Below are 24,436 nucleotides of genomic sequence, written 5' to 3' on the forward strand. Positions count from 1 at the left end.
GGCCCTGCGTGAGTGAGTTGGAGCTGGCGGGGCAGGTCGTCGAGTTGGTCCGGCGGCTCGGTGGCCCGGACACGCAGGCCGAGGTGGTGGCGACCCGGGCGGACCTGGCGCTCACCCGCTTCGCCAACTCGGCCATCCACCAGAACGTCTCCGAGTCGACCGTCGGGGTCCGGCTGCGGGTGCACGCCGACGGACGGACCGCTGCCGGCAGCGGCAGCGTGGTCACCGCCGACGGGTTGCGGGCGCTCGTCGAACGCACCCTGGCCGCCTCCCGGCTCGCCCCGCCCGATCCGGGTTGGCCGGGACTGACGCCGCCCACGCCCGCGCCGGTCGCGCCGCCGGTCGACGAGGCGACCGCCCACGCCGAGCCGGACCAGCGGGCCGACCGGGTGGGCGCGTTCGTGGCCGCGGCCGGGCCCCTCAGCACGGCGGGATACTGCCGTACCGCGTACCGCTCGTCGGCGTTCGCCAACTCGGCGGGGCACAGCGCGCACGGCCGCTCGGCGGAGGCGGCGATGGACGGCATCGCCCGGCGCGACGGTGCGGACGGCGTCGCGCGGCGCAGCGCGGACCGGCTGTCCGATCTCGACGGGGCTGAGCTGGGCGCGCACGCCGCCGCGAAGGCGCAGGCGGCAGCCGATCCGGTCGAGTTGCCGCCGGGGCGCTACGAGGTGGTGTTCGAGCCGGCCGCCGTGGCGGACCTGTTGCAGAACCTGGCGTGGTACGGCTTCAACGGCAAGCGGTACGCCGAGCGGCAGTCCTTCGCCGAGCCGGGGGTCGCCCAGTTCGACCCGCTGGTGACCCTGGTGGACGATCCGCTCGGCGCGTCCGGCCTGCCGTTCGACGCCGAGGGCACCGGCCGGCGGGCGGTGACCCTGGTCGAGGCGGGCACCACGCGGGCCGTCGCGCACGACCGACGGACCGCCGTCGAAGCGGGCGCGGAGTCCACCGGGCACGCGATCGCGGGCGGCGCCACCTGGGGCCCGATGGCTCGCAACCTGCGACTCTCGCCCGCCGTGGCCGGCCCGGCCAGCGCGGTGGGCCGGAACACCACGGGCGCGGCGGCCGGCGCGGTGGTCGACGCGGACACCGCGGCGCTGGTCGCCGGGGTACGACGGGGACTGCTGGTCACCGACCTCTGGTACACCCGGGTACTCGACCCGAAGAGCCTGGTCGTCACCGGGTTGACCCGCAACGGGGTGTGGCTGATCGAGGACGGCACGGTCGTCCGGGCGGTCCGTGACCTGCGGTTCACCGAGTCGTACCCCCGGGCGCTGGGGCCGGGCGCGGTGCTCGGGCTGGGCTCGCGGACGGTGCGTCAACCGGATCGGGTGGACGGTGCCTGGTGGGCGGCGCCCTCGGTGCGGCTGGCGTCCTGGCACTTCACCGGCGGCGCGTCCGGCTGACGCTCGCCGCGACGCGCCGCGAACCGGCGGAATCGGCGGCGTTTCCGCAGGCCAGACACACGGGACGGTCCCTTGCGCGGACGGCTCGCAGAGATCGGCGTAACGTGTGTCACTTAGCTGCGTCGGTCGATCCGGCGTGGTCGTTGGTGTGCGCATGACGTGGCAGCGGGTGCGGGTTCGCCGGACCGCGTGCCGACCGGACAGAGCAGCCCGCCCGTACGGGCCCGTCGAGGAGACGACTCGAATGACTTCAACGGCAACGAGGCCGCGGGGGGCGCGGGCGCGCGCCGCCATCGCGGCGAAGACGTTGCGTACCGACCGATGGTGGTTCGCCCCGCTGATCACGGTGATCGGGCTCGGCGCCTGGGTGGCGTACGCGACGGTCCGGGTGTTCATGCACGACCACTACTGGGTCGATGCCTACCACTACCTGACGCCGTTCTACTCCCCGTGTGTGACCGACCGGTGTGTCGAGCAGGCCGCGCACTTCGGCCGGTTCCTGCCCGGCTGGTGGATCATCCCGGACGCCGCGCTGACCCTGCCGTTCCTGCTGCTGTTCCGGCTCACCTGCTACTACTACCGCAAGGCGTACTACCGGTCGTTCTGGCTGTCGCCGCCGGCCTGCGCCGTCCCGGACGGGCACAAGGAGTACGGCGGGGAGACCCGTTTCCCGCTGCTCGGGCAGAACCTGCACCGCTACTTCTTCTACGCCGCCGCGATCATCTCGCTGATCAACACCTGGGACGCGATCCTCGCCTTCCACTCGCCCAAGGGCTTCGGCTTCGGGCTGGGCAACGTCATCCTGCTGCTCAACGTGGTGATGCTCTGGGCGTACACGATCTCCTGCCACTCCTGCCGGCACATCATCGGCGGCCGCCTCAAGCACTTCTCCAAGCACCCGGTGCGCTACCGGGCGTGGACCTTCGTCTCGGCGCTGAACGTCCGGCACATGCAGCTCGCCTGGATCACCCTCGGCACCCTCGCGCTGACCGACTTCTACGTGATGGCGCTGTCGATCGGCTGGTTCAACGACCTGCGGTTCATCAACTAAAGGGCCCCTGACATGACCACTACCACTCGCATCGAACGACACCACTACGACGTCGTCGTCATCGGGGCCGGCGGCGCCGGTCTGCGCGCGGCCATCGAGGCCCGCCTCGCCGGGAAGAAGACGGCGATCATCTCGAAGTCGCTGTTCGGCAAGGCGCACACGGTGATGGCCGAGGGCGGCGCCGCCGCCGCGATGGGGAACGTGAACAGCCGGGACAACTGGCAGGTGCACTTCCGCGACACGATGCGCGGCGGCAAGTTCCTCAACAACTTCCGGATGGCCGAGCTGCACGCGAAGGAGTCGCCGCAGCGCATCTGGGAGCTGGAGACGTACGGCGCGCTGTTCGACCGGACCAAGGACGGCAAGATCTCCCAGCGCAACTTCGGTGGGCACGAGTACCCCCGACTGGCGCACGTGGGCGACCGGACCGGTCTGGAGCTGATCCGCACCCTCCAGCAGAAGATCGTCTCGCTGCAGCAGGAGGACAAGCGCGAGTTCGGCTCGTACGACGCCCGGATCCGGGTCTTCTCCGAGACGACCATCACCGAGCTGCTGCTCGACGGCGACCGGGTCGCGGGCGCGTTCGGCTACTACCGCGAGTCCGGCGAGTTCATCCTCTTCGAGGCGCCGGCCGTGGTGCTTGCCACCGGCGGTGTCGGACGCTCCTACAAGGTCACCTCGAACTCCTGGGAGTACACCGGGGACGGCCACGCGCTGGCGCTGCGCGCCGGGGCGACGCTGATCAACATGGAGTTCCTCCAGTTCCACCCGACCGGCATGGTCTGGCCGCCCTCGGTGAAGGGCATCCTGGTCACCGAGTCGGTCCGGGGCGACGGTGGTGTCCTCAAGAACTCCGAGGGCAAGCGGTTCATGTTCGACTACGTCCCCGACGTCTTCCGCAAGCAGTACGCGGAGACGGAGGAGGAGGCGGACCGCTGGTACACCGACCCGGACAACAACCGGCGTCCGCCGGAGCTGCTGCCCCGCGACGAGGTGGCCCGCGCGATCAACAGCGAGGTGAAGGCCGGTCGGGGCTCCCCCGCCGGCGGTGTCTTCCTGGACATCGCGAGCCGGCGCTCGGCCGACGAGATCCGCCGCCGGCTGCCGTCGATGTACCACCAGTTCAAGGAGTTGGCCGACGTCGACATCACCGCCGAGCCGATGGAGGTCGGGCCGACCTGCCACTACGTGATGGGCGGCGTGGAGGTGGACCCGGACTCGGGCGCCGCTTTCGGCCACGTCCGTGGCCTGTTCGCCGCCGGTGAGGTGTCCGGTGGCATGCACGGCTCCAACCGCCTCGGCGGCAACTCCCTGTCCGACCTGCTGGTGTTCGGCAAGCGGGCGGGCGGACACGCGGCTAGCTACGCCGACGGGCTGTCCGCCCGGCCGAAGGTGGCCGTGGACGCGGTCGAGGCCGCCGTGGAGACCGCCCTCGCTCCGCTGCAGCGGGACACCGGCGAGAGCCCGTACACCCTGCAGCAGGACCTCCAGGCGGTCATGGGAGATCTGGTCGGCATCATCCGCCGGGAGGGCGAGCTGGCCGACGCCCTGGTCCGGCTCGCCGAGCTGCGCGAGCGGGTGGCCAAGGTGAGCGCGGCCGGTGGCCGGCGCTACAACCCGGGCTGGCACCTCGCCCTGGACCTGCGCAACATGCTTGTCGTCTCGGAGTGCACCGCGAAGGCAGCGCTGGAGCGGCAGGAGTCGCGCGGCGGGCACACCCGCGAGGACTATCCGACGATGGACCCGGCCTGGCGGCGGGTGAACCTCGTCTGCTCCCTGGACGGCGACGCCGTACGGCTCACCCGCAAGCCGCTGCCGAAGATGCGACCGGAGCTGATCGGCCTCTTCGACCGGGCGGAGCTGGCCAAGTACCTCACCGACGAGGAGCTCGCCGACTTCGACGCTCTCGTCGCCGACGCTGGAGAGGCGGACAACCGATGAGCGCGAAGCGTCAGTTCCGGATCTGGCGGGGCGACGAGACCGGCGGCGACCTGCAGGACTACATGGTCGAGGTGAACGAGGGCGAGGTCGTCCTCGACGTCATCCACCGCCTCCAGGCGACCGACGCGCCCGACCTGGCGTGCCGGTGGAACTGCAAGGCCGGCAAGTGCGGCTCCTGCTCCATGGAGATCAACGGCAAGCCCCGGCTGGGTTGCATGACCCGGATGTCGACCTTCGGCGACGACGAGACGGTGACGGTCACGCCGCTGCGGACGTTCCCGGTCATCCGGGACCTGGTCACCGACGTCTCGTTCAACTACGAGAAGGCGCGGGAGACCCCCGCGTTCGCCCCGCCAGCGGACGTGGCGCCGGGCGACTACCGGATGCAGCAGGTCGACGTCGAGCGCTCGCAGGAGTTCCGCAAGTGCATCGAGTGCTTCCTGTGCCAGAACGTCTGCCACGTGATCCGTGACCACGAGGAGAACAAGCAGGCGTTCTCCGGGCCGCGGTACTTCATCCGGGCGGCCGAGCTGGACATGCACCCGCTGGACGCCCGGACCGACCGCAAGGAGTACGCACAGGCGGAACAGGGCCTCGGCTTCTGCAACATCACCAAGTGCTGCACCGAGGTCTGCCCCGAGCACATCAAGATCACCGACAACGGGATCATCCCCATGAAGGAACGCGTCGTCGACCGCAGGTACGATCCCCTTGTGTGGCTTGGTAGCAAGATCTTCCGTCGGGGCGAGACGCCCCAGACCAGCGTGACCACCGCCCGTCAGGGCTCGGCGGCGTCAGGCGCGACCCGCGGCGGGTTCCACTCGCACGCGGGCGGCTCGCACGACCCGCAGGCCGAGGCGCAGGCGCAGAGCGGTGTCAACTGGCACCGCGAGGTCCCCCACCCGACCGCTCCGGCGGTCGACGACCGGGGCAAGCTGCCGCTGACCGAGCTCACCTTCGACCGGCCGGCCGCGCCGTCGCCCTTCGGTGACGACGTGACCTTCCCGCTGCCTCCGGAGCACCTCAACTTCGCCCACCCGGAGCAGGACGACAAGCACTGAACCAGACCAGCAAAGACGGGGGCTGTCGGCATAGCCGACAGCCCCCGTCCCATTCCCACCCCGACCCCCGACCCCCCACCCCGCCCCCGACCCCGTTGATCATGAGGTTATTGCCACTGCGCCCGGCGTGTCGTGACAACAACTACATGATCAACCGCGTCTCGACGGACCCCGCGCGGGTTCAGGGGGTTTTCAGGTGGGGGCGCAGGGCTGCCACGATCGGGGCGTCCGCCGGCAGCCAGGTGACCGAGTCCAGTTCGTCGGCGGTCAGCCAGCGCAGGGCCCGGTGTTCCAGCGCCTGCGGCTCGTCGCCGTGGAGCAGGCGGGCGGCGTACACCTTGAGCACCGAACGGCCGTGGGCCATCCGGACGTTGCGGCCGACCCGGGCACCAATCTCGACGCGTACGGCCAACTCCTCGGCGCACTCCCGGATCAGCGCCTCGGTCTCGCCCTCACCCGGCTCGACCTTGCCGCCAGGGAACTCCCACATGCCGGCCACCTCCGGCGGGGCGGAGCGCGCACAGGCGAGCACTCGTCCGTCCCGGATGATCGCCGCTCCCACGATCACCTTCAGGTCCCGTCGCTGGGCCTGCCCGCCACCATTAGCCCGTTCGGTCTGCACGGGCGTCCAGGGTGCCAGATCAATCGGCGGTTTGGGTACCGACACCGTCCGCTAGGCCAATAGAACACGGAAGTGTGGGCGTGGACACCCCCACCGAGCGACGACAGACTAGAGGGCACCGACAAGACACGGGATGGCGACGATTTGGCCACAAGCCGGCAACGGCGCTTGGGGGGTGCGGTGATGCGCGTGCTGTTCAGCAGCCGAGCCAAACACGACTACCTTTCCGACGCGTTGACCTTGCTATCTGGTTGGACGCGCGACGGTGAACAGATCCGGCGCACGCTGGTGATCGACGATACCCAACACGCGGCGCTGACTGAACGGGTCAAGGTCGTCGCGGACGCCCTGCACCTACGTCCCGAGATCAGCCGCCGGTCCGACAGCACGCTGATCCGCGTCGGGCACGGCAACGGTGAGCCGCTGACCGAGGGCGAGGTCCTGTTGGCCGCCCGCATCGAGGACGCCTACCGGGCGGTCACCGAGTCCTGACCGCCGCTTCCGGACCTTCCTCCGCGTCCTGCGGATACCACCGCAACTCCACCACGTTGCCGTCCGGGTCCCGCACGTAGATCGAGGTCGCCGACCCACGCGCGCCGAACCGGTCGACCGGCCCGGTCAGCACGGTGAAGACTCCGGACTCGACCACCTGCGCCCAGTCCAACGGTGCCACCACCAGGCAAAAGTGGTCGACGTTCGTACCCGCCGCCTCGCCTCGGACGAGGTCGATGATGCTGTCGGGGCTGATCCGCACCGACGGGAACGGTGCGGAGCCGGCGCGCCACTCGTCGACCCGTACCGGCGCCAGGCCGAGCCGGCCGCAGTAGAAGTCCAGGGACCGTTCCACGTCGGCGACGGTCAGCACCAGGTGGTCGAAGCCGGTCACCCGCACCGCGTTCACGCCTCCTCCAGCGCGGCCGCCGCGCCCAGCCAACCCGCGAACAGGGCCGGGTCGATGTCGGCGACGTCGCGCAGCTTCACGGTCGCCATCGCCCGTGCGGCGGGCACCAGCCGGCCGGACGGGTCCGCGATCTCCTGGCCCCGCCACAGCCCGAAGGTGACGTACGACCCGTAGGCCTTGATCAGGCAGATCGGGCGCTGGCCGGGCCGGTCGCCCAGACCCCAGACCGGGTGTCCGTGCCACATCGCCCCCGTCGCCGCGGGCAGGGCGTCCGCGATGACGGGCGTCAGCTTCTCCCCGATCTCGCGCATTGGGTCGGCCAGGCCGGCCAGGTAACCGTCGATGCTCATCTCGGTGCCTCTCGGTCGAGCGGTGTTCGTGTGAACCCCACGATTCCCTGGCCGAAGAACCGGACCAAGACGTGATCTCGCTACGATCGTTGCCTGTCGGTCAACGATGGGGGCGGGGTGCTGGAGCGGTACGAGGTCGAGACGTTCCTGACCCTGGCCGAGGAGTTGCACTTCGGCCGCACCGCCGAGCGGCTGAGGGTCAGCACCGGCCGGGTCAGCCACGTGATCAAGAAGTTGGAACGCCAGGTCGGGGCGCCGCTGTTCGCGCGGACCAGTCGGGTCGTCCGGCTCACCCCGATCGGCCGGCAACTCGCCGACGACCTGGCCCCGCTGGTCGCCGGCATGAACGACGCTCTCCGGCGCGCTGTCGACGCCGGCCGGGGCGTCACCGGGACGCTACGGGTGGCGTTCCTCGGCGAGTGGACCGCGCCGGTGCTGCTCCGGGCGGTGGCCCTGTTCACCGAGCGGCACCCGGACTGCCGGGTGGAGGTGCACGAGGCACAGTTGTCCAACAGTCGCGCCGGGCTGCTCGACGGCTCCACGGACGTGCTCATCGCCTCGTACCCCTTTGACGGAATGGCCACCGGCCCGGCGCTGCTCTCCGAAGGCCGGGCACTGGCGGTGGCCGCGGGTCACCCGCTCACCCGGGAACCGTCGGTGTCGCTGGAGGTGCTCGCCGACCACCCGGTGGTGCAGTACCCGACGGTCACGTCGGCGGAGTTCAAGCGGGACCGCACGCCGGACCGCACCCCGTCCGGCCGACCGGTTCCGAAGGGGCCCACCGGGAACACCTTCTCCGAGATGTTGTCCCTGGTGGCACTGGGCCGGGGCGTACTGCCGGTGGGGGAACACACGCGGCGTTACTACCCGCGCGCCGACGTGTCCTACGTGCCCATCCACGACGCGCCACCCATCGAGCGCGGGCCGGTCTGGCTGCCCAGTAACACCACGAACCGGGTACGCGAGTTCGTCCGCGCCGCCGCCGACGCCGGCGCGGTGGCACCGGTTTCCTAGCCTGGATCGTATGGCGAACATCGCGTACGACCGCAAAGAGCAGGTCCAGCAGATCGAGAGCGGGCTACTCGACGGCGAGCAGATCATCGCCGTCTACGACGCCGTCGGCACCGGCACCGGGTTCATCGGGCTGACCGACCGGCGCGTGATCATCCAGGACCGCTCCTTCGTCGGTAAGCGGTACGCGATCACCAGCATCCCGTACTCGAAGATCACCAGCGTGAGCGTGGTCAGCAACAAGTCCTGGGGTGGGTCGTTCTTCTCCACCGGCGCGATCGCGATCCACGTCGGCACGCACACCTACGAGGTGGAGTTCCGCGGCGCGCAGAAGAGCCACCACGTCCACAACGTGATCCTGCACCACATCTCCTGACCCTCCGCGTGACCGGGAGCCCGGCGGGCGTAAATGCCTTGCCGGGCTTCCGGCGTCTCTGGTGTCCTCGGTGCACAGCCACGCGAAGGGAGCAGCGCCATGCCCGAAACGACGAAGTCCCCCCGATCGAACGTCATCAGACTCGACGAAACGAGGCTTCGTGAGCAGAAAGTCATGCGCCACTGACACCCACCCCGGAGGCCGCTGATGTCGGTCTTCGACGATCCCGGCCTCTTCGGCCGGCTCTGGGCCGCCGACTACGACGGCCCCGGCAACCCCGACCCGGCTCCCGCCGTGGACTTCCTGGCGGGCCTGGCCGACGGTGGCCCGGTCCTGGAACTGGCGATCGGCACCGGCCGGGTCGCGCTGCCCCTGGCCGAGCGCGGCCTCAGCGTGCACGGCATCGAAGGGTCCGAGGAGATGGTCGCGCAGATGCGGGCCAAGCCCGGTGGCGACCAGATTCCCACGGTCGTCGGTGACATGGCGGACGTGGCCGTGTCGGGCCCGTTCCGCCTGGCGTACCTGGTCTTCAACACGCTGTTCAACCTGGTGGACGCCGAGCGGCAGGCGGACCTGTTCCGCAACGTCGCCCGGGTGCTGTCGCCCGGCGGGGCGTTCGTCATCGAGACGTTCGTCCCCGACCCGCGCAGTTTCGACGCGGACGAGCGGGTGCAGGTCCGCGAGGTGACCGAGGACTCCGCGACGATCCGGCTGCACCGGTACGACCGGCCGGCGCAGCGCTTCATCCGGCAGACCATCACCTTCGACGGCAACGGCGTGCACCTGAAGCCGTTCGCCATGCGCTACGCCTGGCCGCACCAGATCGACGAGATGGCACAGCAGGCGGGCCTTGCCCTCACCGAGCGGTACGCCGACTGGGACCGGCAGCCGTTCACGGCGGAGAGTCCGGCACACATCTCCGTCTACCGGGCGCAGTAGCGGTTTGGTCGACTCGGGTTTCGGAAAGTTGGACAGTCATCCACGACGAAACCCGGGTCGACCTCCCTACGCCGCCGCATCGAAACGCCGCCGGAATGAGACGCCGCCATGAGCAGACGAGCCGTCCACGCAGTCCTGGCCCTGTCGGTCGTCCTGATGGTCGGCGGCATCATCCTCAAGGTGGTCGGACACGGCCACGCCGATACGGTCGGCACGGTGGCGGTGGCGCTCGCCTCGGTGGGTTCGATCGTGGCCAGCATCGGCTCGTCCTTCGGCGCTACCCGCCGGAACGACAGCCCGGACCGGTGAGCTGAGCGTCGGGGTGTCCGGCCGGCCGGACACCCCGACACCCCGAAAGCGGAGACGCAGGTCTGCCGTCAGCAGCAGCGCGAGCCGACTCCGCTGGCTGCTGGCTCCTGCGTCTCGACATCAGTCGGTTCGCCGCAGCGACACTCTTCGTCGGGCGCCTTGGTGAGCGTGTCGGCGTCGGCCTTGACGGTGTAGACCTCCCAGCGCTCGTCACCCGGGCCCCGTACCCAGACCTTGTCCTGCAGGGCGTAGCAGCACTCGGTGTCGTTCTCCTCCAGCGTGATCAGGCCGGAGTCGGTCAGGCGCTTGGTGGCGGCGGTGACGTCGTCGGTGCTGAACACCTCGACGCCCAGGTGGTCCAGCGCGGTGGGCTGGTCGGCCTCACCTTCGAGAAGGACAAGCTTCAGCGGCGGGTTCTCGACGGCGAAGTTCGCGTAACCGGGCCGGCGCTTGGCCGGGTCGACGCCGAACAGCTTCGAGTAGAACGCGACCGAGCCGTCGAGGTCGGCGACGCGCAGAGCGAGTTGGACACGGGACATGGGACACCTCCTGTTGGGGCGTACTGCTGTCTAGACAGATTTCGAAGCAACCCCACCGTTGCACCCTGATTCGACATCTGTCAAGCTAGACGGGTGTCGAAACAGAATCTGCCGATCGCCGACCTGCAAGCGGTAACCTGCTGCGCGCCGCTGGCGGTCCGCCCGATGGACGCCGAGCAGGCGGCGGTGGTCGCGCCGATGTTCAAGGCCCTCGGTGACCCGGTCCGGCTGCGGTTGATGTCGATGATCGCCTCGGTGCCGGAGATCTGCGTGTGCGATCTGACGCCGGCGTTCGACCTGTCCGGGCCGACCATCTCCCACCACCTCAAGGTGCTGCGGGAAGCCGGTCTCGTCGACTCCGAACGACGTGGCACCTGGGTGTGGTACACGGTCAGGCCCGAGGCGTTCCGCCAGCTCGGCGTACTGCTCGACCTGCCGGCCGCGACGACTCCTACCAGCGAATGAGCCGCAAGCTAGCCCGCCGCGCCTCCGCCGAGTTCGCCGGTGCGGCACTCCTGGTCGCGGCCGTCGTCGGCTCCGGGATCGCCGCGGCTCGCCTCTCCCCCGGTGACGTCGGGCTCCAGTTGCTGGAGAACGCGATCGCCACCGCGCTCGCACTCGGCGCGCTCATCCTCATGTTCGGTCCGGTGTCCGGCGCGCACCTCAACCCCGTGGTCTCCGCCGCCGACTGGTGGCTCGGCCGCCGAGCCGGCACCGGCCTGACCGCCGCCGAGCTTGCCGCCTACACCGCCGCGCAGGTCACCGGCGCGATCGCCGGCGCCGTACTGGCGAACCTGATGTACGACCTGCCGGCGATCACCTGGTCACACACCGAACGCACCGGCGGGCACCTGTGGCTCGCCGAGATCGTCGCCACCGCCGGCCTGGTCGTCCTGGTCTTCGCCCTGGCCCGAACCGGCCGCACCGCGACAGCGCCCGCCGCCGTCGGCGCCTACATCGGCGCGGCCTACTGGTTCACCTCGTCCACGTCGTTCGCGAACCCCGCCGTCACCATCGGCCGGGCCTTCACCGACACCTTCGCCGGCATCGCACCCACCTCGGTGCCCGGCTTCGTGGTCGCCCAGCTCGTCGGCGGCCTGGTCGGCATCGCCGCGCTCGCGGCCTGGTACCCCCACGCCGCAGAGGCCGCCGACGATGTCCTCGTACCCCACCTCACCCAGGAGCCCGAAGCCCGATGAGCGACAAGCCCACAGTCCTGTTCGTCTGCGTACACAACGCCGGACGCTCGCAGATGGCCGCCGGCTGGCTCCGCCACCTCGCCGGTGACACCGTCGAGGTGCGCAGCGCCGGCAGCGAACCCGCCGAGACGATCAACCCGGTCGCCGTCGACGCGATGCGCGAGGTCGGTATCGACATCACCGACCAGACCCCGGTCCGGCTCACCTGGGACGCCGCGGAGGCCAGCGACGTCATCGTCACCATGGGCTGCGGCGACGCCTGCCCCGTCTTCCCCGGCAAACGCTACGAGGACTGGAAACTCACCGACCCGGCCGGGCAGCCCATCGACGTCGTCCGCGAGGTGCGCGACGACATCAAGGATCGCGTCACCGCGCTGCTGCGGGAGCTACGCCCGTGACGCGGATGCGGTGAGCAGCCGCGCCGGTCGTATCGGAATGGCGCAGCGCCCATCACTACCCGGTCGAGGTGCTGGCCTCAGCGTGCCGGATCGCACCGTCCCCCGATGCTACGGTGACGTCATGTCTGCGGTGCCCGAGTGGATGCGGCCGCCTCGCCCTGAGGGGTGGTTCGCCGATGACCTCGACCATCTTCCCGAGGCTCCCCGGCACACCGAACTGATCGATGGAGCACTCGTCTTCATGATGTCTCCACAGCGGGCCTGGCACAGCCGAGTTGTCTCGGCCCTGTTGTTCGCTCTCGCGGAGCAGGCGCCAACGGGTGTCGAGGTCGAGCGGGAGATGACCATCCGGCTGGACCCACGCAACCGCCCTGAACCCGATCTCCTCGCCACGAATGCGCCCTACTACGACCCCGACCGCACCTTCTACACGCCTGACCAGGTGCTGTTGGTCGTCGAGGTGGTCTCGCCGGAATCGGCTCACCGTGATCGGATGATCAAGCTGCGAAAATACGCGGAGGCGGGCATCGGGAACTACTGGCGCGTCGAGGAAGAGGAATCGCCGGTGATCCACACCTACGAGCTCGACGGCCCGACCCAGTTGTATGCGCCGACGGGCATCCATCGCCATGAGCTACGCGTCACGACACCATTCGCGATCAAAATCGACCTCGATAGGCTGGTGCCCGGCCGCAAGAGCTGATCCGGGCACCGCTCGGCCAGGGCGCGAACCGCACTACACGTTGAAGCGGAACTCCACGACGTCGCCGTCCTGCATGACGTACTCCTTGCCCTCGATGCGGACCTTGCCCGCCGCCTTCGCCGCCGCCATCGATCCGGCCGCGACCAGGTCGCCGTAGGAGACCACCTCGGCCTTGATGAAGCCGCGCTGGAAGTCGCTGTGGATGACACCCGCGGCCTCCGGCGCGGTCGCGCCGATCGGGACGGTCCAGGCCCGTGCCTCCTTGGGGCCGGCCGTGAGGTACGTCTGGAGCCCGAGCGTACGGAAGCCGACGCGGACGAGCTGGTTGAGGCCGGGCTCGTTCTGGCCGATCGACTCCAGCAGCTCGCGGGCCTCCTCCTCGGGCAGGTCCACCAGCTCGGATTCGATCTTCGCGTCCATGAAGACGGCCTCGGCGGGGGCGACCAGGGCACGCAGTTCGTCGAGGAACGCCTCGTTGGCCAGCTCGGCCTCGTCGACGTTGAAGACGTACAGGAAGGGCTTGGTGGTGAGCAGGTGCAGCTCGCGCAGGTGCTCAAGCTCGATCTTCGCGGCGGCGGCACCGGAGTAGAGGGTGGTGCCACCGTCCAGCACCTCGATCGCGGCCTTCGCGGCGGCGACCGCGGCGGCCCGGTCCTTGCGGAGCTTGGCCTCCTTCTCCAACCGGGGCAGCGCCTTGTCCAGGGTCTGCAGGTCGGCGAGGATCAGCTCGGTGTTGATCGTCTCGATGTCGTCGGCCGGCGACACCTTGCCGTCGACGTGCACCACGTTCGGGTCGGAGAAGGCCCGGACCACCTGGCAGATCGCGGAGGCGTCGCGGATGTTGGCCAGGAAGGCGTTGCCCCGTCCCTGCCCCTTCGACGCGCCGCGTACCAGGCCGGCGATGTCGACGAACGACACCGGAGCGGGCAGCACCTTCTGCGAGGAGAAGATCTCGGCCAGCTTGTCCAGCCGGTCGTCGGGCAGCCCGACCACGCCGACGTTGGGCTCGATGGTGGCGAACGGGTAGTTCGCCGCCAGCACGTCGTTCTTGGTCAACGCGTTGAACAGCGTGCTCTTGCCGACGTTGGGCAGGCCGACGATGCCGATGGTGAGACTCACGACGGGCCAGCTTACGCGGTTGCCGGCCAGGCCGGTCCAGCCGGCTCCGATTCGGCCGGGCCGGACGCTGTCCCCGGTCGCGCCTCGGCGGGTCCCGACGTTGGAATCCCGTTGCTACCCTCTCGATGTCGCGTGCGACGTGAGGGGGCGTTGTGGATCAGGTGACGGAATTCGACCGACTGTTCCAGCAGACGCGGCGGGCGTTGGCGTCGATGCGGTCGACCGGTCCGGCCCCTGACGACGAGCTGGGCGTCGAGCCGGCGCGGGGCACCGGATCCGCTGCCGGCGGGCAGGTGGAGGTCGTGGCGGTCGGCCAGCGCGTCGAGTCGGTGACGGTGGACCCGCGCGCTCTGCGGATGGGCGCCGAGATGCTCGGCGAGCAGATCACCCTGGCGGTCAACGCGGCACTTGACGACCTGCGACTCCAGGCCGGCACGGCGGCCGAGGCGCCCGACGTGGATCCGGCGGCCCTGGGCCAGCAGCTCGACGAGTTGCAGAACGAGTCGGTGCGCAGCATGGCGGTGATGACCGATGCGCTCACCGACGCGGTGCGGCGCATCCAGCAGGCAGCGAGGTGACGGCATGCACGACGACCTCCAGGTGCACCCACCCGCACTACGTCAGGGTGGTGGCCACCTGAGCGAGGTGGCCGACCAGATCGCCGCGCAGTGGGAGGCGCTGCGCGCGCAGGCGGCCGCGATGGGTGACATCTTCGGCGACGACGACGTGGGTGGCCTGATCGGCATGTCGTACCAGGTGGCCGAGGAGATCGCGGCGGAGTGCCTCGGGTCGGTCATCGACGGGCTGCGCGGCTTCGGCGACGGGTTGACGCTGATGGCCGACCAGTACGACGTGGTCGAGCAGGACAACGACGCCCAGTTCACGACGATGAGCTGGTAGGCGGATCGATGGGCATCATGCTTCCCGGCGAACTCGCCGGCCTGCTCAACGAGCTGGGCTACACCTGGCCCAAGTCGGACGAGACGAAGTTGTTCGAGCTGGGCCAGATGTGGATGCAGATGGCCGACTCGTTGCACAACGCGGCGGCCGAGTGCACGGCGGCCGCGCAGCGGGTGCTGGCCGGCAACCAGGGCGACGCGTTGACCGCGTTCCAGGAACGCTGGGAGGCCGGCGGCTCGGCGATGTCGGTGCTGCGTGACGGCGGCACCGGCGCACAGATGGTGGCGGCGACGCTCTTCGTGTGCGCGCTGATCGTCCTCGCCCTGAAGATCAACGTGATCGTGCAGCTGGTCATCCTGCTGGTGCAGATCATCCAGGCGCTCGCGACGGCCGCACCGACGTTCGGCGCCTCCCTGTTGGAGATCCCCGTCTTCAAGAAGCTCACCGACATCGTGCTCAACATGCTCATCGACCAGGCGATCGGCGTGGTGCTGGGATGAGCGCTCCCCTGCCCGAGCTGTACATCGGCGTCGACGTCGAGGCGGACGGGCCGATCCCCGGGCCGTACAGCATGATCTCGCTGGGCATGGCCGTGGCCGGTCGCCCCGATCTGACGTTCTACACCGAACTGCGGCCCATCTCCGACGAGTTCGTTCCGGCGGCGCTCGCCGTGTCGGGTCTGGATCGGGAGCGCCTGCTCCGTGAGGCGCCCAGCGCGGCGGACGCGATGTCGGCGGCGGCCGCCTGGGTGAACGGGCTACGTCGGATCGGCCGGCCGGTCTTCCTCGCCGCCCCCGCGGTGTGGGACGGCATGTTCGTGCACTGGTACTTCGTCCGGTTCGTTGGCCACAGCCCGTTCGGCGCCACCGGCTCCGGCGTCGACCTGCGCAGCTACTGGATGGGACTCACCGGCAGCGAGTGGGTCCAGACCCGCAAGGGCAAGATCAAGCACGAGCTGGGTCTGCACGACGTACCGCACACCCACCACGCCGGCGAGGACGCCGCCGAGTTGGCGCAGGTCTTCGACGCCGTACTGCGCCGCCGGCAGTCGGGCGATCCGACGTGACCGGGCGGCGGCGGGACCTGCCCGACGGTGCCACCACGGCGGCCCGGGGCATCGTGGCGCAGGCCGCCCGCAGCATGATGCGGCGGGCCGACGACGTGGCGGGCGAGACTGCCGAGGCGGCGGCCACCCGGGCCGCCCGGCAGATCCCGCAGGGCTTCACCGAGCGGCAGTGGACCCGGTTCGCCCGGGGCGCCCGGCAGACCCAGCGGCAGGCGGGCCTCCCGGACGGCGACCTGGTGGCCCACGGCAGTCGGGTACGCGGCACGGCCCGCCCGGACTCCGACATCGACGTGGCGCTCATCGTCGACGACAAGACCTTCTTCGACCTGGCCGAGCGTTCCCTGTCCCGGGCACCGGACGGCACCCGACTGCGCAAGACCATGCTGCGCCGGATCAACGAGAACGGTCAGCTCGCCAGCTTCGACCTGGGCACCGACTTCACCCACCTGCGCCGGGAACTGATGGACACCCACGTACCGCACAAGGTGCAGTTCTCGGTGCTACGCCGGGGCGGCAAGTTCGACAACGGCCCGTTCCTCCCGCTCGATTGAGCGGTTCCGCATCTGGCAAGGTGGCAGACGTGCAGACGACGTTGCAGTTCCTCATCATGGTCGACGGCCCGCTGACGGCGGCGGAGCTGCTGGACCTGATCCGCACCCGGCTGCCCGACGCGGTGCCCTACCGCCGCGACTCGGTCGACGTCCGCGGCAACCTGCTGGAGATCAACGCCAACGAGGACGCCGACCCACGGTTGGCCGCCACCGACGAGGACGACTACCTCTACTTCCGGTGGCGGGTGGAGCTGACCCCGATGGACAAGACGATCGACGAGAGCCACCAGATCGCCCTCGCCCGGGAGCTGCTGCACGCCATCGAAGGACCGCAGGTCCGGGCGACCGTGTGCGCCGCGTTCGAGGACCGGGTCTGATCCGCGCTCAGCCGAGCAGGCGGGGCGCGATGACCGTCTCCCGAACGGTGCCGTCGGCGCCGCGACTCACCTCGTACGCCGAGACTCCCTCGCGGTCGGCGACCGCCTCGACCAGCCGGGTCCCCCGGTAGACCAGGCCGACGCCGTCGTCGGTGCAGTGGCTGGTCGGCAGCGTCCCGTCGCCGACCAGCTCGTGCATCAGCGGCCGGCGCTGGCCCTCGCTGTCGTAGTGCACGCCATTGCCGTACGGCAGCCAACCCAACGCCTCGGTGTAGCCCCGCAGCCGGGGTCCGAAGCTGTCGGTGGCGCCGCCCAGGTGCCAGCAGATCGATCCCGCGGAAACGCCGGCCAACACCACGCCGGCCTGCCAGCACTCGTGCAGGATCTCGTCCAGCCCGTGTACCCGCCAGACCGCGACGAGGTTGGCGACGCTGCCGCCGCCGACCCAGATCACGTCCTGTGCGAGCAGGTGGGCTCGGATGTCGTCCACGTTCGGCATCGGGAACAGCGCCAGGTGCGACAGGCGGAACCGCGTGTCGGCGAACGCACCGTAGACGGCGGTGAACGAGGTCGGCTGGTCACCGACGGCCTGCCCGAGATAGCAGATCCGTGGCTGCGGGCCGGCCTCGACCAGCTCGGCGGCCAACTCGAAGATCGGGCCGGGGCGCAGGTCGGACGGTCCTCGGTCGCCACGGAAGAAGCCCATGCTGGTGGCGAGGATGGTCGGGTCGCTGGCGGCCATGGGAGATCCTTCCGTCGGTATGTCTGGTGTCCATCCTGCCGTAGTCGATCATTGTCCAGCCGGCGCAGTGCCGCTGAACTCGCTCAGCCGGCGCGGCGTTGGCGGGGAACGAGGCCGGGCCGCGCGCCGGCCGGGTCGGTGGTGGCGCTCGACGCGCCCGAAGGAGTCGCCTGCGGATCGGGCCGGCGGCGCGCAGCCGAGCCCTCGGCGGGCGGCTCGGCGTCGGCGGGCAGGTCGTCGAACGGCCGCTCCGTCGCGGGCAGTTGCGCGGAGGCGGCACGCGGCAGGGTGAAGCGGTCCGCCGCCGCCGGGCCGGCGAAGATCGATTCGCGCAGCATCCAGCGCACCTCGTCGGCCGTCCAGCCGAGGCCGGGCCGGGCCGCGATCTCCCCGATCAGCCGCCGGCCGACGGTCGTGTCGTCGTCGTAGAAGCGCATGCACCAGTGGTGCGTCCACATGCCGAGCGCCCGCAGACCCGCGTCGTCGAGCGACCGGACCAGCCGGCCGCAGGCGGTGCCGGCGAACGGCTCCGTCTCGTCGGCGGACCGGTCCCGCTCGATGGCGCCGACAGCGGCCGGCGCCACCGCCCGCATCCGGCGGTAGAAGGCCTGCACCACGGCGCGGGGCAGCGGCGGAATCGTGCCTTGTGTCGACGCCGCCACCCAACCCGCAACGCTCGCCATCGCCGCCCCCCTTCTTGAGTTGGTGGCGAGACGTTACCCGGGACGACCGACACTTCCGGGCGGAAAACCCCCACCCCTGCGCCCTCCCCCGGTGATCAAGAGGTTCGCGTCACGAAGCACGGCGTGTCGTGACGCCAATCTCTTGATCACCGGGGAGCCCTCGGCGGGAGCGCGGGGGGGGCAGAGTCAGGTCTGATTTCCGCCAGCCGGCGGCGTGAGCAGCGGGGCATCATCGGTGGCGTGGAGATGGACTTCGAGCGGTGCTACCGGGCGGTGGACAGTCGCGACCAGCGGTTCGACGGCTGGTTCTACACCGGCGTGACGTCGACCGGGATCTACTGCCGGCCGTCCTGCCCGGCGGTCACCCCGAAGCGGCAGAACGTCAGGTTCTTCCCGTCGGCCGCCGCCGCGCAGGGCGCCGGGCTGCGCGCCTGCCGCCGCTGCCGGCCGGACGCCGCGCCCGGCTCGCCGCAGTGGGACGTACGCGCCGACGTGGTGGGCCGGGCGATGCGGCTGATCGCCGACGGGGTGGTCGACCGGGACGGCGTACCGGGGCTGGCCGCCCGGCTGGGCTACACCGAACGGCACCTGCACCGGATGCTGCGCGCCGAGATGGGGGCCGGGCCGCTCGCGCTGGCCCGGGCGCAGCGGGCGCAGACCGCCCGGATCCTGATCGAGACCACCGGCCTGGGGATGGCCGAGATCGCGTTCGCCGCCGGCTTCGGCAGCGTGCGGCAGTTCAACGACACGGTCCGCGAGGTGTACGCGAGCGCCCCCTCGGAGCTGCGGACCGCTCGCAGCCGACAGCCGGCGACGGTCGGGGCGGGGACGATCACGCTCCGGCTGGCGTACCGTCCGCCGCTGCACGCCCACGCGTTGCTGGACTTCCTCGCGGTGCGCGCGCTGCCCGGGGTGGAGGAGGTACGCGACGGGACGTACCGCCGGGGGTTGCGGTTGCCGCACGGCCCCGGCCAGGTGGCCCTGACCCCGACGGACGGGTACGTGGCGGCGGCGCTGCGCCTGACCGACCTGCGTGACCTGGCGCCGGCGGTGGCCCGCTGCCGACGCCTGCTCGACCTCGACGCGGACCCGGAGGCGGTCGACGCGACGCTGGCGGCGGACCCGGCCCTGGCCCCCGCGGTGGCCACCGAGCCCGGCATCCGCGTCCCCCGCGCGGTCGACGGTTTCGAGATGGCCGTCCGCGCGATCGTGGGCCAACAGGTCTCGGTCCGCTCCGCGAGAACCACCCTGACCCGCCTCCTGGCCACCCGCGTCGATCATGAAGTTGTTGCCACCGACGACGGCGTGTCGGGACAACAACTTCATGATCAACGGGATGACCTGCGGGGGTTCCTGACCGCGGAGGAGGTTTTGGGGATTCCGGATACCGGGTTCGGGATGCCGGTGCGGCGGCGGGAGACCATTCGCGGGCTGGCCCGTGCCGTGGTGGACGGCACCGTGGACCTCGCGCCGGGGGGTGACCGTCAGGAGACCAGGCGGCGGCTGCTCGCGCTGCCCGGGATCGGTCCGTGGACCGCCGACTACCTCGCCCTGCGCGCCCTCGGCGACCCGGACGTCCTGCTCGACACCGACCTCGCGATCCGCCGGGGAGCGGCGGCGCTCGGTCTACCCGACACGACCCTCGACGCGCACGCCGAACGGTGGCGCCCCTGGCGGTCCTACGCCACGATCAGACTCTGGAGAGCGGCATGAGCATCAACAGCACCGTCCTGAGCACCCCGACCGGTCCGCTGAGCATCCTCGCCGACCACGACGGTCAGGTCCTGGCGGCCGGCTTCACCCCCGACCCGGAGGCACTGCCGGCACTGATCCACCCCAGTCTGCGAGCCCCGGTACGGCAACGCGCCGACCTCGGGCCGACCACCGACGCCGTCCGGTCCTACCTGGACGGGGACCTCGCCGCCATCGACTCGGTGCCGGTACGGCAGCACACCGGCGGCGAGTTCATGGCGCACGCCTGGCAGGTGCTACGGGACGTGCCGCCGGGCGCGCCGGTCACCTACACCGGGTACGCGGCGCTGGCCGGTCGGCCACCCGCGGTACGGGCCGCGGCCGCCGCCTGCGCGCGGAACGCCGCGGCGCTCTTCGTGCCCTGCCACCGGGTGCTGCGTACCGACGGGAGCCTCGGCGGCTACCGCTGGGGGCTGGACGTGAAGAAGTGGCTTCTCGGTCATGAGCGGCGGTTGACGGCAAGCTGACAACTACACGGGCACCCAATGACGCTACCGTCGGGTAGTGCCTGTGGAGAGCGACGGCGACCGGGCCGCCCCGGTCGCCGCGGGCCGCCACCCCGTGCACAACCTCTGGCGGTTGCGCCGCTACCTGCGCCCGTACGCCGCCGAATTCGCCTGGCTGCTGGTCGCGGGGCTGGCCGGCACGGCCGCCGGGATCGCCGTACCCCTGGTGGTGCAGCGCGTGGTGGACGGGCCGGTGGCCCGCCACGAGCCCGCCGGCCTGCTCCAGCTCGGGGCTCTGGCGCTGCTGCTCGGCGTGGTCGAGGCGGTGCTCATCTTCATCCGCCGGTGGGTGCAGTCGTCCTCGGCGGTGGGCATGGAGGCGGCGCTGCGCGCCGACATCTACGCGCACCTGCAACGGCTGCCGGCCAGCTTCCACGACCGCTGGCAGTCCGGCCAACTGCTCTCCCGGATCACCAGCGATCTGTCGGTGATCCGCCGGTTCCTGTCCTTCGGCGTCTTCTTCCTGGTGCTCAACCTGACCACCTACGTGGTGGTGGTGCTGCTGCTGATCCACCTGCACGTGGCGCTCGGCCTGCTGGTCGCGGCCAGCGCCGTACCGCTGCTGCTGATCGCCCGCCGGTTCGGTCGGCACTACCACACCGCGTCCCGGCGGATGCAGGACCAGCAGGGCGACGTGGCGACGCTGGTCGAGGAGACCGCGCAGGGCCTGCGCACCATGAAGGCGTACGGGCGGGGGCCGGAGTTGGCCGCCCGCTTCGCCGACGGGGCCCGGACGCTGCACGACACCGGCGTGGGCAAGGGCCGCCTGCTGGCGAACACGGCGGCGCTGCTCGACCTGGTGCCCAACCTGACCCTGGGCGTGGTGCTGGTGGCCGGGGCGGCCGCCGCCGCGCGGGGCGTACTCACCCTCGGCGAGCTGGTGGCGTTCGCCAGCCTCCAACTGATGCTCATCTGGCCGGTGCAGTCGCTGGGCTGGATCATCGCCAACGGTCAGGAGGCGGCCACCGCCGCCGACCGGATCCAGGAGGTGCTGGACACTCCCCCGCAGATCGTGGACGCTCCCGACGCGCTCACCCTGAGCCGCGACGCGGTCCAGGGTCGACTCCGCTTCGAGCGGGTCGCCTTCCGCTACCCGGGCGCGGCCACCGGCGTCCTGCACGAGATCGACCTGACCATCGAGCCGGGCGAGACGCTGGCCCTGGTCGGCGCCACCGGCTGCGGCAAGAGCACCCTGCTCTCGCTGGTGCCCCGACTGCACGAGGTGACCGGCGGCCGGATCACCCTCGACGGGCACGATCTGCGTGACCTGCGGTTGGCCTCACTACGGCGGCTGGTCGGGGTGGCGTTCGAGGAGCCCACCCTCTTCTCCATGTCGGTGTGGGAGAACCTCACCCTGGGCCGCCCGGACGCCGACGACGACGAGGTCCGCGCGGCCCTCGCGCTGGCGCAGGCCGATTTCGCGTACGACCTTCCGTGGGGCCTGGCCACCCGGGTGGGTGAGCAGGGGTTGTCGCTCTCCGGCGGCCAGCGGCAGCGGTTGGCGCTGGCGCGGGCGGTGCTCGGTCGTCCGGCGCTGCTGGTCCTCGACGACCCGCTGTCCGCCCTCGACGTGCACACCGAGGCGCTGGTGGAGGCGGCGCTGCGACAGGTGCTGCGGGCCAGCACCGCGCTCCTGGTGGTGCACCGGCCGTCGACGATCGCGCTGGCCGACCGCGTCGCCCTGCTCGACGGTGGACGGATCGCCGCGGTCGGCCGGCACTCGGAACTGCTCGCCACGGTGCCCGCCTACCGGGCGTTGCTCGCCGCCGAACCATCCGCGCGACCGGACCTGGTCGGAGCCGCCGACCTGCCCACGCGACCGGGCCCGGGCGGAACCGCCGACCCGCCCACGCGACCGGGCTCCGCCGGACCACCACCGCAGCCGGTCGCCACCGAACCGCCCGCACGGCCGGCCGCCGTCCGCGCGGGCGGGACAGAGCCGGGGCGGGTCGGGCCGGCCGGTCCGGGCGCGTCCACCTCGGACGGCTGGGGGCTGGTGCGCTCGTGACGTCCCCGCAGCAGGGCGATCCGCCTCCCGACGGGGAGCCGGAGCTGGCCCGCTGGCGGGGCACGGCCACCGACCCGGAGGCCGACCGGAGCCGGGCCGAGGAGAACACCCCGGAGGCCGTCGCCCGGCTACGCCGGCACAGTCGGGCCCTGCTGGCCGATCTGCTGCGCCCGCACCGGGGGCGACTCGCCGCCGCCGTCGGGCTGCTGCTCGCGCAGAACGCCGCCGCGATGGCCGGCCCGTACCTGGTCATGATCGGCATCGACCGGGCCATCGCCCCGCTGCGCGCCGGGAACGCCACCCCGCTGGTCGCGGTGGCCGGCGCGTTCGCCGTCGCCGCCGGGACGGAGTACGCGGCCCGGCGTGGCTTCCTCACCCTCTCCGCCCGCATCGGCCAGGCCGTCCTGCTGGACCTGCGGCAGCGGGTGTTCGGGCACTTCCTGCGCCTGTCGGTGGGCTTCCACGAGCGGTACACGTCGGGCCGGATGGTGTCCCGCCTCACCAGCGACCTGGACAGCATCGCCGAACTGGTCGACGGGGGGATCGACAGCCTGGTGCTGGCCGCGCTGTCGATCCTGTCGGTGGCCGCCATCCTGCTCTGGCTGGACCTGCCGCTGGCCGCGGTGACGCTGTTCGCGTTCCCGTTGCTGTTCTGGCTCTCCCGCTGGTTCGCCCGGGCGTCGGCCACCGCCTACCGGCGGACCAGGGAGGCCGTCGCGCTGGTGATCGTGCACTTCGTCGAGTCGATGCGGGGCATCCGGGCGGTGCAGACGTTCCGTCGGGAACCCCGCAACCAACGGATCTTCGTGACGCTCGGGGACGACTACCGGCGGGCGAGCCTGCACGCGTTCCGGCTGATCGCCACGTACTCGCCGGCGATCAAGTTGATCGGCAACCTCACGGTCGCGATCGTGCTCTGCTACGGCGGGTGGCGGGTGCTCGGCGGGCGGACCGAGGTCGGTGTGCTCGCCGCGTTCCTGCTCTACCTGCGGCGCTTCTTCGAGCCGATGCAGGAGCTGAGCCAGTTCTACAACTCGTTGCAGTCGGCGACGGCGGCGCTGGAGAAGCTGGCCGGGGTGCTCGACGAGCGGCCCGGCGTCGCCGAGCCGACCCGGCCGGTGCCGCTGCCCCGCGGCCCCGGTCGCGGCGAGCTGACCTTCCGGGGCGTCTCGTTCGGCTACCGCGCGAACACCCCCATCCTCGCCCGGCTGGACCTGGAGGTGCCGGCCGGGCAGACGGTCGCGCTGATCGGACCGACCGGCGCGGGGAAGTCGACGATCGCCAAGCTGGTGGCCCGGTTCCACGACCCGGACGCCGGCACGGTGCTGCTTGACGGCATCGACCTGCGCACGGTGTCCGACGCCGACCTGCGCCGCGCCGTGGTGCTGGTGACGCAGGAGAACCACCTGTTCAGCGGCACGGTGGCGGAGAACATCCGGTTCGGCCGGCCGGGCGCCGACGACGCCGAGGTGCGGGCCGCCGCCCAGGCGATCGGCGCGCACGAGTTCATCGCCGCGCTGCCCGACGGGTACGCCACGCAGGTGCACCGGCGCGGCGGCCGACTCTCCGCCGGCCAGCGACAACTGGTCGCGTTCGCCCGGGCGTTCCTCGCCGACCCGACCGTGCTGATCCTCGACGAGGCGACGTCGTCACTGGACGTGCCGACGGAACGGCTGGTGCAGCGCGCGCTCGGCACCATCCTGCGGGACCGGACGGCACTGGTGATCGCCCACCGTCTCTCCACCGTGGAGACGGCCGACCGGGTGCTGGTCCTCGACGGCGGCCGGGTCGTCGAGGACGGCCCGCCGGACGTGCTCGCCGCGTCCGGCGGCCGGTACGCGGTCCTGCACCAGCAGTGGCGCGACTCGCTCGTCTAGGGCCGGCGATACGCAACTCCGTGGCCCGGCATCCTGCTGATGCCTACGA

The 24,436-nt window shown here is 71.3% G+C and carries 29 protein-coding genes and 1 pseudogene; 23 read left to right on the plus strand and 7 right to left on the minus strand.

From position 1 onward, the window contains the following. The first annotated feature begins 8 nt into the window (after positions 1 to 8). The 4 genes from ACN263_RS25485 (at position 9) to ACN263_RS25500 (ending at position 5,459) form a co-directional block, all read left to right on the plus strand. Positions 9 to 1,406 (plus strand): TldD/PmbA family protein, encoded by a 1,398-nt coding sequence (locus tag ACN263_RS25485; protein WP_422736828.1) that lies wholly within the window; start codon positions 9 to 11, stop codon positions 1,404 to 1,406. A gap of 244 nt (positions 1,407 to 1,650) precedes the next feature. After that, positions 1,651 to 2,457, plus strand: a complete 807-nt coding sequence (locus ACN263_RS25490; protein ID WP_422736829.1) for a hypothetical protein — start codon at positions 1,651 to 1,653, stop codon at positions 2,455 to 2,457. 12 nt (positions 2,458 to 2,469) lie between these two features. After that, the gene (locus ACN263_RS25495) at positions 2,470 to 4,398 is read left to right on the plus strand and encodes a fumarate reductase/succinate dehydrogenase flavoprotein subunit (RefSeq protein WP_422736830.1); all 1,929 of its coding nucleotides are present in this window, start codon (positions 2,470 to 2,472) and stop codon (positions 4,396 to 4,398) included. Then, on the plus strand, positions 4,395 to 5,459 hold the full coding sequence (locus ACN263_RS25500) for a succinate dehydrogenase/fumarate reductase iron-sulfur subunit (RefSeq protein ID WP_422736831.1): 1,065 nt from the start codon (positions 4,395 to 4,397) through the stop codon (positions 5,457 to 5,459). Before ACN263_RS25495 ends, ACN263_RS25500 begins: the two co-directional genes overlap by 4 nt. Before the next feature lie 181 nt (positions 5,460 to 5,640). Here ACN263_RS25500 and ACN263_RS25505 read toward each other — a convergent pair whose 3' ends face one another. Continuing rightward, the gene (locus ACN263_RS25505) at positions 5,641 to 6,081 is read right to left on the minus strand and encodes a (deoxy)nucleoside triphosphate pyrophosphohydrolase (RefSeq protein ID WP_422736832.1); all 441 of its coding nucleotides are present in this window, start codon (positions 6,079 to 6,081) and stop codon (positions 5,641 to 5,643) included. Positions 6,082 to 6,264: 183 nt separating this feature from the next. Between ACN263_RS25505 and ACN263_RS25510 the strand changes: the two genes are divergently transcribed. Continuing rightward, positions 6,265 to 6,573 carry a 4a-hydroxytetrahydrobiopterin dehydratase gene (locus ACN263_RS25510; RefSeq protein WP_355050624.1) on the plus strand — a complete coding sequence of 103 codons (309 nt, stop codon included), beginning with the start codon at positions 6,265 to 6,267 and terminating at the stop codon, positions 6,571 to 6,573. Here ACN263_RS25510 and ACN263_RS25515 read toward each other — a convergent pair. Both ACN263_RS25515 and ACN263_RS25520 read right to left on the minus strand, forming a co-directional pair. Continuing rightward, a complete protein-coding gene (locus ACN263_RS25515) occupies positions 6,560 to 6,982 on the minus strand; it encodes a VOC family protein (protein ID WP_422736833.1) in 423 nt (140 codons plus the stop codon). The two genes, ACN263_RS25510 and ACN263_RS25515, sit on opposite strands and share 14 nt — an antisense overlap. After that, the gene (locus ACN263_RS25520; protein ID WP_422736834.1) at positions 6,979 to 7,332 is read right to left on the minus strand and encodes a DUF1801 domain-containing protein; all 354 of its coding nucleotides are present in this window, start codon (positions 7,330 to 7,332) and stop codon (positions 6,979 to 6,981) included. The genes ACN263_RS25515 and ACN263_RS25520 overlap by 4 nt, the downstream gene beginning before the upstream one ends. Positions 7,333 to 7,449: 117 nt before the next feature. On the opposite strand from ACN263_RS25520, the gene ACN263_RS25525 reads away from it, so the two are divergent. From ACN263_RS25525 to ACN263_RS25540, 4 genes are all read left to right on the plus strand, one after another. Further along, positions 7,450 to 8,346, plus strand: a complete 897-nt coding sequence (locus ACN263_RS25525; protein WP_422736835.1) for a LysR family transcriptional regulator — start codon at positions 7,450 to 7,452, stop codon at positions 8,344 to 8,346. Between the two features lie 10 nt (positions 8,347 to 8,356). Then, positions 8,357 to 8,719: a PH domain-containing protein gene (locus ACN263_RS25530; protein WP_355050625.1), complete on the plus strand. Its 363-nt coding sequence runs from the start codon at positions 8,357 to 8,359 to the stop codon at positions 8,717 to 8,719. A gap of 207 nt (positions 8,720 to 8,926) precedes the next feature. Next, positions 8,927 to 9,658, plus strand: a complete 732-nt coding sequence (locus ACN263_RS25535) for a class I SAM-dependent methyltransferase (protein ID WP_422736836.1) — start codon at positions 8,927 to 8,929, stop codon at positions 9,656 to 9,658. A gap of 108 nt (positions 9,659 to 9,766) precedes the next feature. Next, positions 9,767 to 9,967: a hypothetical protein gene (locus ACN263_RS25540; protein WP_422736837.1), complete on the plus strand. Its 201-nt coding sequence runs from the start codon at positions 9,767 to 9,769 to the stop codon at positions 9,965 to 9,967. 68 nt (positions 9,968 to 10,035) lie between these two features. Here ACN263_RS25540 and ACN263_RS25545 read toward each other — a convergent pair whose 3' ends face one another. Continuing rightward, positions 10,036 to 10,506: an ArsI/CadI family heavy metal resistance metalloenzyme gene (locus ACN263_RS25545; RefSeq protein ID WP_422736838.1), complete on the minus strand. Its 471-nt coding sequence runs from the start codon at positions 10,504 to 10,506 to the stop codon at positions 10,036 to 10,038. A gap of 93 nt (positions 10,507 to 10,599) precedes the next feature. Between ACN263_RS25545 and ACN263_RS25550 the strand changes: the two genes are divergently transcribed. The 4 genes from ACN263_RS25550 (at position 10,600) to ACN263_RS25565 (ending at position 12,806) form a co-directional block, all read left to right on the plus strand. After that, the gene (locus ACN263_RS25550) at positions 10,600 to 10,971 is read left to right on the plus strand and encodes an ArsR/SmtB family transcription factor (protein ID WP_422736839.1); all 372 of its coding nucleotides are present in this window, start codon (positions 10,600 to 10,602) and stop codon (positions 10,969 to 10,971) included. Further along, the gene (locus ACN263_RS25555) at positions 10,968 to 11,705 is read left to right on the plus strand and encodes an aquaporin (protein WP_422736840.1); all 738 of its coding nucleotides are present in this window, start codon (positions 10,968 to 10,970) and stop codon (positions 11,703 to 11,705) included. The genes ACN263_RS25550 and ACN263_RS25555 overlap by 4 nt, the downstream gene beginning before the upstream one ends. Continuing rightward, the gene (locus tag ACN263_RS25560) at positions 11,702 to 12,103 is read left to right on the plus strand and encodes an arsenate reductase ArsC (RefSeq protein WP_422736841.1); all 402 of its coding nucleotides are present in this window, start codon (positions 11,702 to 11,704) and stop codon (positions 12,101 to 12,103) included. The genes ACN263_RS25555 and ACN263_RS25560 overlap by 4 nt, the downstream gene beginning before the upstream one ends. Positions 12,104 to 12,224: 121 nt before the next feature. Further along, positions 12,225 to 12,806 carry a Uma2 family endonuclease gene (locus ACN263_RS25565; RefSeq protein WP_422736842.1) on the plus strand — a complete coding sequence of 194 codons (582 nt, stop codon included), beginning with the start codon at positions 12,225 to 12,227 and terminating at the stop codon, positions 12,804 to 12,806. A gap of 33 nt (positions 12,807 to 12,839) precedes the next feature. Here ACN263_RS25565 and ychF read toward each other — a convergent pair whose 3' ends face one another. Then, on the minus strand, positions 12,840 to 13,925 hold the full coding sequence (gene ychF, locus ACN263_RS25570; RefSeq protein ID WP_422736843.1) for a redox-regulated ATPase YchF: 1,086 nt from the start codon (positions 13,923 to 13,925) through the stop codon (positions 12,840 to 12,842). Positions 13,926 to 14,077: 152 nt separating this feature from the next. On the opposite strand from ychF, the gene ACN263_RS25575 reads away from it, so the two are divergent. The 6 genes from ACN263_RS25575 to ACN263_RS25600 are packed head-to-tail and all read left to right on the plus strand — an operon-like array spanning position 14,078 to position 16,819. Beyond that, positions 14,078 to 14,503, plus strand: coding sequence for a YbaB/EbfC family nucleoid-associated protein (locus ACN263_RS25575; protein WP_422736844.1), 426 nt, complete (start codon positions 14,078 to 14,080; stop codon positions 14,501 to 14,503). Positions 14,504 to 14,507: 4 nt separating this feature from the next. Further along, complete coding sequence (locus ACN263_RS25580) at positions 14,508 to 14,825, plus strand: hypothetical protein (protein WP_422736845.1); 318 nt, start codon at positions 14,508 to 14,510, stop codon at positions 14,823 to 14,825. An 8-nt stretch (positions 14,826 to 14,833) separates the two neighbouring features. After that, positions 14,834 to 15,325: a hypothetical protein gene (locus ACN263_RS25585; RefSeq protein ID WP_422736846.1), complete on the plus strand. Its 492-nt coding sequence runs from the start codon at positions 14,834 to 14,836 to the stop codon at positions 15,323 to 15,325. Beyond that, a complete protein-coding gene (locus tag ACN263_RS25590; protein WP_422736847.1) occupies positions 15,322 to 15,891 on the plus strand; it encodes an exonuclease in 570 nt (189 codons plus the stop codon). Before ACN263_RS25585 ends, ACN263_RS25590 begins: the two co-directional genes overlap by 4 nt. Beyond that, the gene (locus ACN263_RS25595; protein WP_422736848.1) at positions 15,888 to 16,442 is read left to right on the plus strand and encodes a nucleotidyltransferase domain-containing protein; all 555 of its coding nucleotides are present in this window, start codon (positions 15,888 to 15,890) and stop codon (positions 16,440 to 16,442) included. Before ACN263_RS25590 ends, ACN263_RS25595 begins: the two co-directional genes overlap by 4 nt. A 29-nt stretch (positions 16,443 to 16,471) precedes the next feature. Then, positions 16,472 to 16,819 carry a hypothetical protein gene (locus ACN263_RS25600; protein ID WP_422736849.1) on the plus strand — a complete coding sequence of 116 codons (348 nt, stop codon included), beginning with the start codon at positions 16,472 to 16,474 and terminating at the stop codon, positions 16,817 to 16,819. A 7-nt stretch (positions 16,820 to 16,826) separates the two neighbouring features. Here the strand turns inward: ACN263_RS25600 and ACN263_RS25605 are convergent, their stop codons facing one another. Then, positions 16,827 to 17,561 (minus strand): Type 1 glutamine amidotransferase-like domain-containing protein, encoded by a 735-nt coding sequence (locus tag ACN263_RS25605; RefSeq protein ID WP_422736850.1) that lies wholly within the window; start codon positions 17,559 to 17,561, stop codon positions 16,827 to 16,829. A gap of 212 nt (positions 17,562 to 17,773) precedes the next feature. After that, positions 17,774 to 18,244 (minus strand): annotated as a pseudogene (locus ACN263_RS25610) (hypothetical protein); the annotation flags it as partial. Between the two features lie 240 nt (positions 18,245 to 18,484). Between ACN263_RS25610 and ACN263_RS25615 the strand changes: the two are divergent. Genes ACN263_RS25615 through ACN263_RS25630 form a run of 4 tightly spaced genes read left to right on the plus strand, consistent with a single transcriptional unit; the run spans position 18,485 to position 24,387 of the window. After that, on the plus strand, positions 18,485 to 19,957 hold the full coding sequence (locus tag ACN263_RS25615; protein WP_422736851.1) for a DNA-3-methyladenine glycosylase 2 family protein: 1,473 nt from the start codon (positions 18,485 to 18,487) through the stop codon (positions 19,955 to 19,957). Next, positions 19,954 to 20,463 (plus strand): methylated-DNA--[protein]-cysteine S-methyltransferase, encoded by a 510-nt coding sequence (locus tag ACN263_RS25620; RefSeq protein WP_422736852.1) that lies wholly within the window; start codon positions 19,954 to 19,956, stop codon positions 20,461 to 20,463. The genes ACN263_RS25615 and ACN263_RS25620 overlap by 4 nt, the downstream gene beginning before the upstream one ends. 37 nt (positions 20,464 to 20,500) lie before the next feature. Beyond that, positions 20,501 to 22,510 (plus strand): ABC transporter transmembrane domain-containing protein, encoded by a 2,010-nt coding sequence (locus tag ACN263_RS25625; protein WP_422736853.1) that lies wholly within the window; start codon positions 20,501 to 20,503, stop codon positions 22,508 to 22,510. Further along, positions 22,507 to 24,387, plus strand: a complete 1,881-nt coding sequence (locus tag ACN263_RS25630) for an ABC transporter ATP-binding protein (RefSeq protein ID WP_422736854.1) — start codon at positions 22,507 to 22,509, stop codon at positions 24,385 to 24,387. Before ACN263_RS25625 ends, ACN263_RS25630 begins: the two co-directional genes overlap by 4 nt. Positions 24,388 to 24,436: the final 49 nt, after the last annotated feature.

This window comes from Micromonospora sp. WMMD729, assembly GCF_049315225.1.
Lineage (GTDB): Bacteria > Actinomycetota > Actinomycetes > Mycobacteriales > Micromonosporaceae > Micromonospora.